Annotated in this window: 11 protein-coding genes; 3 read left to right on the top strand and 8 right to left on the bottom strand. The window is 57.8% G+C overall.

The window, feature by feature from the left end; translation table 11 throughout:
* Positions 1-54: 54 nt before the first annotated feature.
* Entirely contained in the window at positions 55-1,812 is a 1,758-nt protein-coding gene (gene arcS / locus ACK509_RS10805) for an archaeosine synthase subunit alpha (protein WP_410766543.1), read from the bottom strand.
* A gap of 105 nt (positions 1,813-1,917) precedes the next feature.
* Between arcS and ACK509_RS10800 the strand changes: the two genes are divergently transcribed.
* Positions 1,918-2,397, top strand: a complete 480-nt coding sequence (locus ACK509_RS10800) for a pyridoxamine 5'-phosphate oxidase family protein (RefSeq protein ID WP_410766542.1) — start codon at positions 1,918-1,920, stop codon at positions 2,395-2,397.
* 135 nt (positions 2,398-2,532) lie between these two features.
* Here ACK509_RS10800 and ACK509_RS10795 read toward each other — a convergent pair whose 3' ends face one another.
* Complete coding sequence (locus ACK509_RS10795; RefSeq protein WP_410766541.1) at positions 2,533-4,545, bottom strand: PGF-CTERM sorting domain-containing protein; 2,013 nt, start codon at positions 4,543-4,545, stop codon at positions 2,533-2,535.
* Positions 4,546-4,704: 159 nt separating this feature from the next.
* Positions 4,705-7,449: a DUF1508 domain-containing protein gene (locus ACK509_RS10790; RefSeq protein ID WP_410766540.1), complete on the bottom strand. Its 2,745-nt coding sequence runs from the start codon at positions 7,447-7,449 to the stop codon at positions 4,705-4,707.
* A gap of 295 nt (positions 7,450-7,744) precedes the next feature.
* Between ACK509_RS10790 and epsC the strand changes: the two genes are divergently transcribed.
* Positions 7,745-8,605 (top strand): serine O-acetyltransferase EpsC, encoded by an 861-nt coding sequence (gene epsC, locus ACK509_RS10785; RefSeq protein WP_410766539.1) that lies wholly within the window; start codon positions 7,745-7,747, stop codon positions 8,603-8,605.
* Positions 8,606-8,827: 222 nt separating this feature from the next.
* Positions 8,828-9,985 carry a DNA cytosine methyltransferase gene (locus ACK509_RS10780; RefSeq protein ID WP_410766538.1) on the top strand — a complete coding sequence of 386 codons (1,158 nt, stop codon included), beginning with the start codon at positions 8,828-8,830 and terminating at the stop codon, positions 9,983-9,985.
* 18 nt (positions 9,986-10,003) lie between these two features.
* On the opposite strand, the gene ACK509_RS10775 is transcribed toward ACK509_RS10780, so the two are convergent.
* The 5 genes from ACK509_RS10775 to ACK509_RS10755 form a co-directional block, all read right to left on the bottom strand.
* Positions 10,004-10,684 carry an HNH endonuclease gene (locus ACK509_RS10775; RefSeq protein ID WP_410766537.1) on the bottom strand — a complete coding sequence of 227 codons (681 nt, stop codon included), beginning with the start codon at positions 10,682-10,684 and terminating at the stop codon, positions 10,004-10,006.
* Positions 10,685-11,217: 533 nt separating this feature from the next.
* Positions 11,218-11,523: a hypothetical protein gene (locus ACK509_RS10770; RefSeq protein ID WP_410766536.1), complete on the bottom strand. Its 306-nt coding sequence runs from the start codon at positions 11,521-11,523 to the stop codon at positions 11,218-11,220.
* 67 nt (positions 11,524-11,590) lie between these two features.
* Positions 11,591-11,866 (bottom strand): winged helix-turn-helix domain-containing protein, encoded by a 276-nt coding sequence (locus ACK509_RS10765; protein WP_410767254.1) that lies wholly within the window; start codon positions 11,864-11,866, stop codon positions 11,591-11,593.
* A gap of 75 nt (positions 11,867-11,941) precedes the next feature.
* On the bottom strand, positions 11,942-12,364 hold the full coding sequence (locus ACK509_RS10760) for a universal stress protein (RefSeq protein WP_410766535.1): 423 nt from the start codon (positions 12,362-12,364) through the stop codon (positions 11,942-11,944).
* A gap of 86 nt (positions 12,365-12,450) precedes the next feature.
* Entirely contained in the window at positions 12,451-13,278 is an 828-nt protein-coding gene (locus ACK509_RS10755; protein ID WP_410766534.1) for a ZIP family metal transporter, read from the bottom strand.
* Positions 13,279-13,327 lie beyond the last annotated feature (49 nt).

Genomic DNA, 13,327 nt, shown 5'->3' with positions numbered 1-13,327 from the left:
CAATCCGCAAAAAACCCGGCGGCGTTGTGGACGTTCGAAAGTCGGCGGGCGCAACTACTTCTCTTCGACGTGGCGAATCTCGACACCGATACCGCGCATCGAAGAGACCATCTCCGGACCGCTCATCTCGGCACGGCCGATAGCGAACGCCTTCGGGCCTTCGACCACGACTTCGTCGCCCGGTCGAATCTCTTCGTCGGCGTCGACGACACCGGGTGCGAGGACTGACCCGTGCGGAACGAAGCCGTCGATTTCGACGACTTTCGTCGGTGCGTCGCTGTCGTACCAGACTTTCGCACCTTCCAGTGTGAACGCGAGCATACCGTACTGCGGAACCATCGTCGCCAACTGCTCGCCCTCGTCGTTCCAGACCTGCAACTTGGGGTAGCGACTCGTCATCGAAATCTCGACGTTCGAGAAGAGTTCCTCACCTGCGCCATCGCCGAACTGGTAGTCTGCGAGCGCCTTCACGACGTTGTTCTCACGCTGCTCGCGGGTGAACTTGGGTTCGCCCGAGAGCGTACTCATGAGGTTGCTGATGGACTCAGTTGCGGTCGGGTGACCTTCGACAGTGTACTCGACATCGAGACCGAGGTCTTCCTCCACGCGCTCGACGATTTCCGTGTATGCACCCGGCGGAACGTGCGCGATGATTCTCGAATAGTCGTTGCGCTTCAGGTAGCGGCGAAGCACTTCTGCGACGAAGCGCATCTCGTCTTCGGACCAGTCACCGGTCACCACCGAATCGTAGTGCTGGGCGGGGTAGGTGAGTTCGAGTTCCTGCGGGACGACGCCGATTGGTGAGGTCATCGACACCATGTGCGCGCGGAACTGGACGGCTTCTTGGAACTGGCGGTGGCTCTGGGACTCGCTGTAGGGCTTTTTCGCCGAACACGGCAGAAGAACGAGCGGGTTGTCGAAGCGGTTTTTGTATCGGCTCGTCACGCGGTCGGCGAATCGCTGAATCTCTACGCGGTCGATAGACTCCTCGGACGCCGCGGTGAGTTCCGAGTCACGGATGACGGGGGTTCGCTCTTCCATGTAGCTGTACTGCTGGTCGAACCGGCGGAACGTCGCGGTGAGCCACTGGTCGTGGCGGGCCTGCCCCTCGACGTAATCTCGAAGTCGGCCATCGCGGATGCGGCGGCGAACCCGTGCGAGTTCGGCGGCCAGCGCGTTGGCGTTGTGTTCGGCGCAGTCCGCACGAGTGAACTCCTCGACCGACTGCTGGCAGGCCGCACAGGCACACGGCAGTTCGTCGAGATCTTCGAGGAAGTACTCGCCGTCGGTCGTGAGATAGAAGCCTTCCAAGCCACGCGCCCGAGCGAGTTTGGCGTCGAAGAGGTCAACGCCCGCGTAGGCGAGAATAGAGACGTTTCGCGGCGTCGCCGCCCCCGAGAGCATGAGTCCGCTGTCGGCGGGGAGGGCTTCTTTGGCCTCGATAATCGCGTCGCGGAAGGCGCGAGCGTGGCCGAGATATCCCTGCGCGTCGGAGAGAATGTAGGCGTCAGCGCCGTAGTCTTCGGCGGTGTCGGGTGTGACGACGGCGGCAGACGGGTAGTCAACGTCGGGATATTCCACGGCGAACGAGTCGCGCACTTCGTCGGCGGTTCCGGCGGGGAGCGAGCGGTGTGGCAGGACAGTGAGTACGTCCTCGGACCCGTCTGGAAGCTCACGTTCGGCGGCCCAGAGGCTCCCGGCGTCCTCCATCACGTCGTCCACGAGCCCGGGCGTCGTCACCGAGTCGGAGAGTCGCAACTCCCCGATTCGGGCGGCCCCGTCGCGGGCGTGAACCTCGAAATAGTCAGTCATACGGTTTCGTCAGCCCCCCACAGGCAATTACCTTACCTTCTGCGGGCGACCGTATGCGACTCGGTGTCTCCCTAGACATTACTCACTGGTCACCGAATTTCTCGTATGAACGCCCCTGCCCCGTCTGGTTCGCCCACGCTCTCCGGCCCGTGGTCGCGCGAGCGTACAGACGACTTTCTCACGAATCACACCATCCCCGTGCGACTCGCCTGCCGAACCCCGAACGACGACCTGTGGATGCTGTCGCTCTGGTTCGAGTGGGACAGTAAAAAATCGGAGTTGCGATGTGCGACGGCCGCGAGTGCCGACGTGATTGACTTTCTTCGGGCACACGAGGACGTTGCGTTCGAGGTGTCGACCAACGAGCCACCGTACCGCGGGGTTCGCGGAAGGGGGGTGGCCGTGGTCGAACCAGACACGGACAAAGCCGTGCTCACACGACTCATCGACCGGTATCTCGCCGAACGCAACGACGCGCTCGCCGAACGTCTCCTCACACCTGAACGCGACGAGGTGACGATTCGGATTCGCCCCACGAGGCTGCACACGTGGGACTTCTCCGGTCGGATGAGTGCACAGAGCTAACAAGATCAGGGGTGCCGTACGGGGGTGGCTTTGTGTTCCCGCACGGCGTACGGAAAAGGTAGTCTGCGGGCGATTCAGGTGAGTTGCAGTCGGTGAGAAGACCGAGTGCGCAGCGGGGAGAGTGCCTCTGAAGGTTTATCGACGCCGCTGTGCCACGAAGGCGACTGCGAGGAGTGCGAGGACGGCCACGACAACGCCGAAGCCGGGTGCCTCACTGTTGGATGAACCGGAATCGGTCGATTCCTCAGTCATCGCTTCGGTCATCTCTTCGGTCGGTTCTTCGGTCATTTCATCCGTCGTCTCGGTCATCTCGCCGCCTTCGACGGTGTAGTCAGCAGTTGTGAGGACTGCACCGGTCGAGGCCACGTAGGGACCGTCTGCCGCGCCTTCGGAGGTGTCGAAGGTGTACATCTCGTCGCCGTCAGAGTCCACGTGAGCCATCGGGACGATGGTGCCAGACTCTTCGAGCGGGGCGTCGAGCGTGATTTCGACGTTCTCGTGGGTACCGGGTGCGAGATATTCGGAGGTGCCGCGGATGCTCTCGAACACTGCGCCGTCGGTCACACTCGCGTCGTGAACCGTCACGAAGCCGCCGTTTGCGAGCGTCACGGAGTCGATGGTGACAGTCGTGCCGTCACCGGACTGGTCGGATGCGACGACGACTGCGTTGACAGACGTGTGTGCGCTGTCGATGACTGCGCCACCGTCAGCCGTGTACGGGCCGTCTGCGTCGCCCTCACCTTCGACGAAGGTGTACGTCTCGTCGTCGTCAGTGTCCATGTGGGCCATCGGGACGAGCGTCTGCGAGGAGCGAATCGGCTGGTCGAGCGTCACCGCAACGTCCTCGTGGACGCCGGGTTCGAGGTACTCGGAGGTACCGACCACGCTGTCGAAGACTGCACCGCCGAGCAGCGAGGCGTCGTGAATCGTCACGAAGCCGCCCTGCGAGAGTTCGACGCGGTCGACGACGACGGTCATGCCGTCGGAGGTCTTGGTGGTGTAGTCTACGCTGGCTGAAACGGTCGCGTTGCCGCTGTCGATGACTGCGCTACCGTCAGCCGTGTACGGACCGTCTGTTTCACCCTCGGATTCGGGGAAGGTGTACATCTCGTCACCGTCGGTGTCCATGTGTGCCATCGGGACGACGGTAGTCGTCTCGTTTAAGGGCGCATCGAGCGTGACGCGGACACTGTTGTAGTAGCCGGGTTCGAGGTACTCAGAAGTGCCACGAATGCTCTCGAAGACAGCACCCTCAGTGACCGTTCCGTCGTGGACAGTCACGAATCCACCCTCGGGCAGGTAGACGGATTCGACGACAATCGAGTAGCCGCCGGTGACTTGCTCGGAGTAGTCGATGCTCGCAGTATCGGAGACAGACACGGATGCCGTATCGACGACAGCGCCGCCGTCAGCGACGTACGGGCCGTCAGTTTCGCCTTCCGACTCTGGGAAGGTGTACATCTGGTCGCCGTCGGTGTCCATGTGCGCCATCGGGACGAGCGTCGTGTTCTCGCTCACTGGGTTGTCGAGTTCGACGCGGACGTTCTCGTGGACGCCTGCTTCGAGGTAGCCCGAGGTGCCGCGGATACTCTCGAAGACTGCACCCTCAGTCACGGTCGCGTCGTGAATCGTCACGAAGCCACCCTGCGAGAGTTCGACGCGGTCGACGACGACCGTGTCGCCAGTCGTTGGCTGGTCGGACATCGAGACCGTTGCACTGGCGTTCACCATCGCGTCGTCAACGACGATTTCGCCGTCAGCCGTGTACGGGCCGTCTGCTTCGCCATTCTCGGCGACGAAGGAGTAGACGCGGTCATCGTCAGAGTCCATGTGGGGCATGGCGACGTAGGTGCCCGACTCGGCGACAGGGTCGTCGAGGTAGACAGTTACGTTCTCGTGCGTACCGGGTTCGAGGTAGGCCGAAGACCCGGCGACGCTCCCGAGTACGTTGCCATCAGAGAGTGAAGCATCGTGAATCGTCACGAAGCCACCCTCGGGGAGCGTAACCGAATCGACGACGACGGTCGTGCCACCCGTCGCTTGGTTGTCGAACGAGACGGACGCCGTCTCTTGTTGTGCCGTCGTCGCAATCGGAACCCCTCCGATAACGACAACGAGTGTGAGTAGTACTGCGAATGCTTTTCGCATAGATGAGACGGGGACGAGTAGTTAAAAGAGGATTTTCCGAACTCTCACCCAAATCTCTCCCCGTTGTTCCCCCAGTCTGTCGATTTGGAGGGCGTAGACTGGGTTTTGCGCGAGTGAGAATGTGAGGCCAGCAAGAGAGATGGCTGGAAAAAGTGAGAGTTACTGTGCGACCGTCACGTGACCGTCGGGAGCCTGTTCTTTCAGCGTCTGCATCGCGGTACGTGCCTCTCTGCGAGTCGGGTACACCTCGATGCTCTGAGCCAGCGAATTACCATTGGAATCGACGAGTCGCCAAATCCACCCGTCGTCTTGGTAGTTGAGTTCGAACGTCGGGTCGTCGATTTCGAGGACACTCGCGGTGGCGACGAAGTCGCGGACCGTTTCGACTCGGTTACGGACTTCGTCCTGGGATTCGAACGGCGTCGCGCCCGTCGCAACGACTCGTTCGTCTTCGTCTAACAAACGCCAGCGCCAGCCATCCGCCTCTTCGAACAGTTCGAATCCAGCGTCTTCGAAGTTGACGGCACCTGCACCGGGTGTGAGTTCCTTGAGACGCTCGATAGCTTCGAGGGCCGTCGCCCGGGTATCGTACGTGACGCTACTCTGTGCGTAGGTGGTGCGCGCTCTGTCGATGAGTACCCACCCCACACCGTCAGCCTCGTTTGTCAGGCGAATCGCCGCGTCTTCGATTTCGAAGATGGGCGCTCTGTCGGCGTTCGTTTGGAGCGTTTCGATATCTTCGGTTGCGCTGGTCCGGTCATCGTAAGATTTCGTTCCGTTTGCAACCACGTCGCGGGCGGTGTCGAAGACACGCCACGACCACGTGTCGGTGGGCAGTAGTTCGATGGCGAACGTCTCGATGACGTTGCACGGGGCATTCGTCGCCGCGTTACGGACCGACTTGACGTGCGCGGCTGCGTCGTCGCGGGTTCCGCTCCGTTCGATTCCGTCGGCGACGATGTCGTTCTCGACGCTGACGTAACGCCACGCCCACTCGCCGGTGTCGGTGTAGAGTTGGAAGACCGGGTCGGCCATCTCGCGGACGGCAGCGCCCGGCGAGAGGTCGAGCAACAGGTCCATCGCCTGCTTTGCGGCTTGCCGACTCGGGTGAGTGGACGCGCCCTCGGCGATGAGATTTCCACCCTCGTCGATGAGTCGCCAGCGCCAGCGACCATCGTCGGTGCTGACGAGTTCGAACGCCGCCGTCTCGATTTCGAGGATTTCGGCATCCGGTGCTTTCTCTTTGAGCGTCTGCATCGCCTCTCCGGCACCGGCTTTCGATTCGTAGGCCGCGCCACTGTCGGCCAAGACGGTGCCGCCCTGGTCGATGAGTCGCCAGCGCCACTGTTCGTCTTCGGTCTTGTACTGCTGGAACGCGGCCGACTCGAACTCTAAGAGGTCAGCTTCGGAAGCTTGCGTACGAACCGTCTCGATGACCTCGCGAGCTTCTTCGGCTGTCGAATAGCCACCTTCGCGGTCGGCGATGACGGTTCGGTCGGCAGTGACGAAGCGCCAGTGCCACCCCTCCTGTCCGGGGTAGATTTCGTAGTCAGCACCCTCGATAGAGACAACGTCGGCGTCGGAGGCCGTCCCAGCAATCTCTCGGGCGCGTTCGACGAGTGTCCGTGAATCGTCGGCCACAGTGTGGCTTTGCGCGACGATTTCTTCGCCGGAATCGACGAGTCGCCAATCCCACGAGTTGCCCTGTGGGAACACTTCGAATCCTGCGCGACCCTGTTGGATGACCGTCGCGCCTCCAACACCAGCGAGGAGGTTATCGACCGACGACTCGGCGAGTCTGCGTTGGTCGAACGTCGTCCCGCTGGCCGCGAGTTCTCGGTCGTCGGCGTCGACGAGTCGCCAGCGCCACTCGTCGCCATCTTCGTACAGTTCTGCGCCGATGGCTTTGAGCGCCAAGACGCGAGCGTCCGGCACCATCGACTGGAGCGCATCGACTGCCGTCGAGGCCGACTCTCTGTCGTCGTAGGCATCGACATCTCGCGCCAACGGTTGGCGGTCCTCGTCGATGATTCGCCAGTGCCACTCCTCGCCGGTACGGAAGTAATCGACTGCCGCGCCGTCGATTTCGATGATTGGTGCGGTCGGCCCGGTGTCTTTCGTAAAGCTCACCGAATCTTCGACGCCGTCGCGTTCGTCGTAGACGGTTCCGCTCTCGGCGACGACACCACCGTCTTCTTGCATCAATACCCAGCGCCACTCGCCGTCGTTCTCGTACAATCTGAACGCCGCAGTCGTGATTTCGAGCAGTCCGGCTTGGCCGACGAGTCTTCGGACTTCTTCGACCGATTCGCGTGCGGTGGCGCGGCTCCCAGTGGTTCGCGTGCTGTCGGCGACGGCGTCCTGCTGTATCGCCCGCCACGTCCACGTCTTCTGGGGCGTTCGGAATACACTGAACAAGGTTCCAGTGGTCGAGTCACCGACCAAGACGGGCGGTTGGTCTGCCAAGTTCAATAGCTCGTCTTCGACGAACATCCCCTGTTTGCCGGTCACGACCGGAACCAGCACGGCGACACCCGCGATGATGGCGATGCCGACCGTGTAGATGGCGACGATTTCGCTGGTGTAGTTCGCACCCATCCGCCAGTTTTGGGGATAGGCCCACTCGAAGACGAGTACGCCCAGCAACGAAATCCCCGTCCCAACCAGCGTCACCTGCACTGCACGCCAGCGAACTGGTAAGAGAAGCACGATTCCGAGCATCGCCAAGGGAAGTCCGACGGCGGCGAGTGTCACCGATATTCGCCAGTAGAACACGTTGACCCCACCACTACCGGTGTTCGGCAGTCCCGTGAGGAAGATTGCAATCCCTGCAAAACTCACGAGATATCCCATGACGAACAACCAGTACCCGTACACGTCTTTGTTCGAATCCGGTTCACCCACATACCGCTCGTATAAACGGAACAGACGTCCGTGTACTACGTCACCTTGTGACACGAATATTCACAGCTAGGTACTCACAAATACCCAAAATAACCTTTATTGCCGTTTTAACGGTCTTTTCAGTAAGAATATGTTGTCCAAATATCATTATCTGTCGCTATTCGTCGGGGGTCGAGACTCACCGAACGTCGCTCGTGGAGTCTTCGAAGGAAGCCGACGGGTGTGTTACAGAGTTCACCAGACAGGGCGAAGAGAACGAGCATAAATAGGCACTCGTCCACAACTACATCAACAAATGTCGTACACCTACGCCGCCGACGTACACCTCGACCTTCGGGCGTCGTATCACGACGACGAAGCACCGTTTCCGGCGGATATGTCGCCCCGATTCCCGCCGCGGGGACACCTCCGCGACGACATCGACCTGCTCAAGCGACTGCTCTTTCCGCGCTGTTGGAACGCCGGCCCCTACGTCGACGACGAGGATGCGCTCAAGACGGCAGTCGCCGAACTCGGTGCGCTGTGGTACGACGGCATCGCTCCCTACGGCGACGAGAACCCGACTCAAACCGTCGATACCGTCCTCGCCAAACTTCCCGAGATTCGGCGCAGACTGAAAAAGGACGTCGAAGCCGCGTTCAAAGGCGACCCGGCGGCGCGAAGCTACATCGAAATCATCCGCTCGTATCCGGGTGTCCAAGCCATCATCATCCAGCGCGTCGCCCACGCACTCTACGAAGAAGGCGCATCGGAGTACGCCCGCGAACTCACGGAATATGGGAAGACGGAGACAGGCATCGACATCCACCCCGGTGCGACCATCGGCGACTACTTCTTTATCGACCACGGCACGGGCGTCGTCATCGGCGAGACGACGACTATCGGCGAGTGGGCGCGCATCTACCAGAACGTCACGCTCGGCGCGCTCCACTTCGAAGAACAAGAAGACGAAGAACACATGCTCAAAAAGGGGTACAAGCGCCACCCCGACATCGGCGACAGTGTCGTCATCGGCGCGGGGAGCAAAGTGTTGGGTGCCGTCTCAATCGGCGATCACGTGAGTATCGGGGCGAACTCGTGGGTCACAGAAGATATCCCTGACCACACGAGCGTCTACATCTCGGACCATCCGACGCTGGAGCGAAAGCCGAAATAATCCGGTGTGGTATTGGCTGAACACAAACATACCATCACCCCCAAATCACAGGACGGTATTGTCCAAGCAGAATGGTCGTTCCAAGCTAGTTGTCTCGTGATGGAGAACAACTTTATCGGTGCAGATTGTTGATTCTTACAAATTCGCCGCTAGGTCTGAAGTTAGGGGGGTAGCAGACAGACCAACTAGGTCTAAGCGGCAAGGCGAAACCAATCAGAACAAATGAGTACTAAAGAAGAACCCTACAAGGTCGTAGATTTATTCAGTGGAGCCGGTGGTTTTTCACTTGGTTTAGACCATCCAGAGAAGCTCAATGGACTGGCAAATCTTGATTACCAAGATATTGTATTTGATGGAAAAGGGTTCCAGACAGTTCTCTCGGTCGAGTTGGACGACGAGGCAGCAGAGACGTTCCGGCGCAACTTCGATGCTGAAGTCCTCGAAACAGATATTAGAGAAATCGACTCCTTTGAACAGTGGAGCGGGGCAGACGTTGTCGTCGGCGGACCCCCATGCCAAGGATTTTCCAATCTCAATAGCATCAAAACTGAAGAGCTAGACGACGAACGAAACTCGCTTTGGCGCCATTATATGCGGGCGGTTGAAGAGATCGACCCAGATGTGTTTGTCATCGAGAACGTTACACGGTTCTTGAAGTCTGGCGAGGGTGCCCGTGCCGTACACATCGCAGAAGAGCTAGGGTACACGACGGTTGTGGATAATTTATGGGCACACGAGTATGGGGTTCCGCAAAAACGCAAACGAGGGTTCATAATTGGAAGTAAACTTGGTGTCCCATTCTTCCCAGAGGTACTAGACGAGCCAGTTAGAACAGTAGAACATGCGATTGGTGACCTTCCAAATGATCCTAACGGAGAAAACTGGCATGTTGCACGGAAGCATGTCACAGAATTAAGCAAAAACCGGATGAAACACATTCCCTATGGTGGCAACCGGTTTGATATCCCAGAGGAACTTCTTCCAAATTGCTGGAAAAACAAACCAACTGGTGGGACTGATCTCTTTGGTCGGCTTTGGTGGGACCGACCCTCTGTCACGATTCGGACAGAGTTCTATAAGCCCGAAAAAGGTCGCTACTTACATCCAGAAGCAGATCGGTCTATCACCGTCCGTGAGGGCGCTCGCCTCCAAACGTTCCCAGATGATTTTGAATTTTCTGGCGCACGAACACGAGTTGCCCCCCAAATCGGAAATGCAGTTCCGCCTAAATTAGCATACCACCTTGGGAGGGCAATCAAAGCACACCTTGAGGGAGAAGAAAGCCAGATAATCCCCGATGCAGAAACCCATCACGAGGTCTTCAAGAAGTCATTCAGGATTGGTGAGCAGAAACAGGCTCAGTTAGCGTCGTTCAATTGAATTAGCACCTCACCTAGTTCATTCTTCACCAGTTTGCGGTTCAATTGAACCACCACGTCGGCGATTTGCGATACCATCAGATGCACTTTTTCCGTGATGGCATTGGTTGCAAAGTGTTCGAAGGTTCTCCGGGTCATTTACTGCGATTGGATCATCGTAGTCTACGAATGAGTCGATATGGTCCACTTCCATGTAGCGAACGTCGGGATGATCAACATCTCGTCCACAAACCCGACAAGTGCGCTCTCGCTCTAACTGCTCAAATCTTGCCTTAGCAGAGATGCGGCTCTTTTGTTCGACATCTTGTATTTCGACAACGAAGTAATCGTTCTGACCCAACTCACTTCTAGTGCGGGTACTATCGATCACAAACCCCTCTTCGTTTCGCAACTCCCGGACGCGACGAGCATATTGGCTAATTCCACTAACACGTGCAATCGTCTCTGACCGAACAGGTTGTCCAATATTATCACGGAGGTATTCACGAATTCTCCCTTTCCCGCTCGTTTCATCGAAAAGTGCAGCATAGAGATCGACTTGTCCGTCCTCAAATTCATCGAGAGCCTTGTTGTATGAGTCGAGTTTTGTTTCCCAATTTTCGCGTGAAACGTGTTCTGGATCAATTGAGTCCAGTTCTTCAACGACTTTCTGTGCTCTAAATAAGACATCGTGGTACGCGTCCACGAAATTAGATGACATTACTGGGAGCACACAATCCACCCACAGAAGGATTCGTTGCAAATTTCAGATTTTCGTTGTTTACTAGCGTAACAAAGTGAAATTACTGGTCTTTCGTTACGTGTACATGATGGATTTGCTTAAAGTGTCGAATGCACTCTCAAATGAGACTCGTTTGAAGACACTCCGACTAGTGGCAGATGAGCCAGGCTCATCGATTACCATTCATCGTCGATATCTTGAGGATTACAACGACGAAAAGCGACGAGAAAGCATTTATCGAGCGCTCAACCAGTTGACAGAGGCAGGTTTGCTGAAAAAAGGATACAATACCGAAGATAACAAAATAGAATACTCGATGGTCTCTGAAAGGCTACTTGTAGATCTCAGCAAGAGTACTATCGACTATTTCTCTGAGTCTAACTAAGACTCGAAGTGCTTTGACCGGTATCGATACTAGTCTGAATCGAGAATGCAGTGTAGAGATGAGCAACCAGAGTGAGTCAGCACACGCTCATAGTTAGATGCGCGAGTATCTCATGGGTTTCTCACTCTCAATCCAGCGTAATCCACGCCAAGAACCCAAGCCCAATCGTCTCGAAGACGTGGAGCATCATCATCAGTCGCCACGCGATGGCTGGCACGGCGGTACTGAACCAAATCGACAGCGTGGGGTCGACGATGTACATGTAGAACGCGAGTGCGTTCTCGGCCAGCAGAAACACACCGAAGATGAGCAGTCCGATTGCGTGTTTAGACCTGAAGGTCAGATAGTTCCGCGCCCAGATGACCGAGAGGGCGAGGAGGATAATGACGTTGGCCGCGGTTGCGACCGTTGCGACATCGACCCAGATACTCATTCGTATGTCCCTTTCCCTGAGGGGTTCATATACCCTTTCCCAAATCTCTCCCCAAATTGTTCCATCATTACTCGATCCGTTGTATGATCGTCTCGACTGTCTCCCAGTTCGCACGGCACCGTCCCGATGGAAGGTACACCGCCCCGTAGTCGTCACCACTGCGCTGGACGACATCGTTCTCCATCAGTACGTCGAGGTGGTGCCGAACCGTCTTGTAGTCCAAGTCGAGCGACTCAGCCAGTTGGTTGGCGTTGCGTGGCTGTGACTCGACGGCGCGAAGGATCCGAACGCGGTTTTCCCCACCGCGGGTCCCGGTAAGCACGTACCACAGCACAGCCTCCATCGTATCACGTGACACGTTGGAAGACCTTAAAGAACCACGAGACATCGCAGAGAAACACAGTGCCGTCGAGATGGTCTAATCGCCCAACTTGACAACAATAACCGGAATATCACCGGTTCTGATGACTTTGTCCGTGACGCTTCCGAGGAGGGCCTTCGTCAATTCCGGGCGACCGTGTGTCGGCATCACGATGGCGTCGATATCGTTCGTCCGTGCGTAGGACGCGATAGTCGAGGCTGGTGACCCTTCGACGACTGCTGTCTCCACAGAGACGCCGCGGTCGGTCGCCTCCGTGGCGACTTCATGGACCAGTTTCTCCCCATATTTGAACATCTCTTCGGCGACTAACTCGTGGAGCGACGCCGCGGGCGCAACTACTTCAGCAACGTTCAACACGTGCAGTGTCGCGTCTTGGTCGGCCGCGAGCGCGAGGGCGTGTTCCTGCGCACGCTTCGACCCCGCTGACCCATCGGTTGGAAAGAGGATTGTGTCGTACATCGCTCAGAGAGAGGCCACACAAGAGAAAATAGATTGACACATTCTCAGAATCCAACCCAAAGAGTAGCCGAGCGAACGGCTCGTGGTCAGCCGAGCGAGATATCCAGATAGAGCATCACGATTGCGCCGAAAACCGTTCCAAGCGTCGCAATTCGTTCGTATCCGCTCGTGTGTGTCTCGGGGATGATCTCGTCGCTGATGACAAAGAGCATCGCACCGGCGGCAAAGCCCATCGCGTAGGGCAACAGTGCTGAGACGGACACGACGGCATATGCTCCAAGAACCGCCAGTGGAACCTCGACGATGCCCGATCGAATCCCGGCGAATGCCGCGTAGAATCGCTTGTCCAACCCAGCATTGATTGCGGCCACCGATACCGCGAGTCCCTCTGGGATGTTTTGGATGCCAATCGCAAGCATCAGCGGAATCGCCGCCGAGAGGTCACCGCTCCCGAACCCGACACCGACTGCGAGTCCTTCCGGCATGTTGTGGAGCGTGATTGCGAGGATGAACAAGATGACACCACTGAGCCGTTCGTCGTCGACGCCGACCCACTGGCCTGGGTTAGCAGCATCTGCACGGCGGCGACCGGTGAGGAGGTAGTGAGCGTGTGGGACGAGGATATCTGAACGGTCCAAAAAGAGCGCACCGAGCGCGACCCCAACGAGGACTGGAATCGGATTTCCGTTCGAGTACGTCTCGATGCCCGGAATGATGAGGCTGGTAAAACTCGCCGCCAGCATCACACCCGCCGCGAATCCGAGTGCGCCGTTGAGTGCGCGCTCTGATGGGTTTCGCCACACGAACACGAGCGAGGCACCAAGTAAATTGAATCCCGCAATCACCAACCCGCCGATGAGACCATTGATAACTGGGTCTGCACCAAAGATGCCGAAGAATTGGTCGGCTACCACTGCTGGTCTCCCCCTTCGAGAGTGTTCATGAGTATACTGATTGCACTCG

This window comes from Haloferax sp. DFSO60 (assembly GCF_046557615.1).
Lineage (GTDB): Archaea > Halobacteriota > Halobacteria > Halobacteriales > Haloferacaceae > Haloferax.
The sequence above is the reverse complement of the archived record's forward strand: the minus strand, read 5'-3'. Positions and strand labels throughout refer to the sequence as shown.

Excerpts from the sequence above, each read along its gene's own strand:
- arcS (WP_410766543.1), bottom strand. The coding sequence starts at position 1,812 with ATGACTGACTATTTCGAGGTTCACGCCCGCGACGGGGCCGCCCGAATC.
- ACK509_RS10800 (WP_410766542.1), top strand. The coding sequence starts at position 1,918 with ATGAACGCCCCTGCCCCGTCTGGTTCGCCCACGCTCTCCGGCCCGTGG.
- ACK509_RS10795 (WP_410766541.1), bottom strand. The coding sequence starts at position 4,545 with ATGCGAAAAGCATTCGCAGTACTACTCACACTCGTTGTCGTTATCGGA.
- epsC (WP_410766539.1), top strand. The coding sequence starts at position 7,745 with ATGTCGTACACCTACGCCGCCGACGTACACCTCGACCTTCGGGCGTCG.
- ACK509_RS10780 (WP_410766538.1), top strand. The coding sequence starts at position 8,828 with ATGAGTACTAAAGAAGAACCCTACAAGGTCGTAGATTTATTCAGTGGA.
- ACK509_RS10775 (WP_410766537.1), bottom strand. The coding sequence starts at position 10,684 with ATGTCATCTAATTTCGTGGACGCGTACCACGATGTCTTATTTAGAGCA.
- ACK509_RS10770 (WP_410766536.1), bottom strand. The coding sequence starts at position 11,523 with ATGAGTATCTGGGTCGATGTCGCAACGGTCGCAACCGCGGCCAACGTC.
- ACK509_RS10765 (WP_410767254.1), bottom strand. The coding sequence starts at position 11,866 with ATGGAGGCTGTGCTGTGGTACGTGCTTACCGGGACCCGCGGTGGGGAA.
- ACK509_RS10760 (WP_410766535.1), bottom strand. The coding sequence starts at position 12,364 with ATGTACGACACAATCCTCTTTCCAACCGATGGGTCAGCGGGGTCGAAG.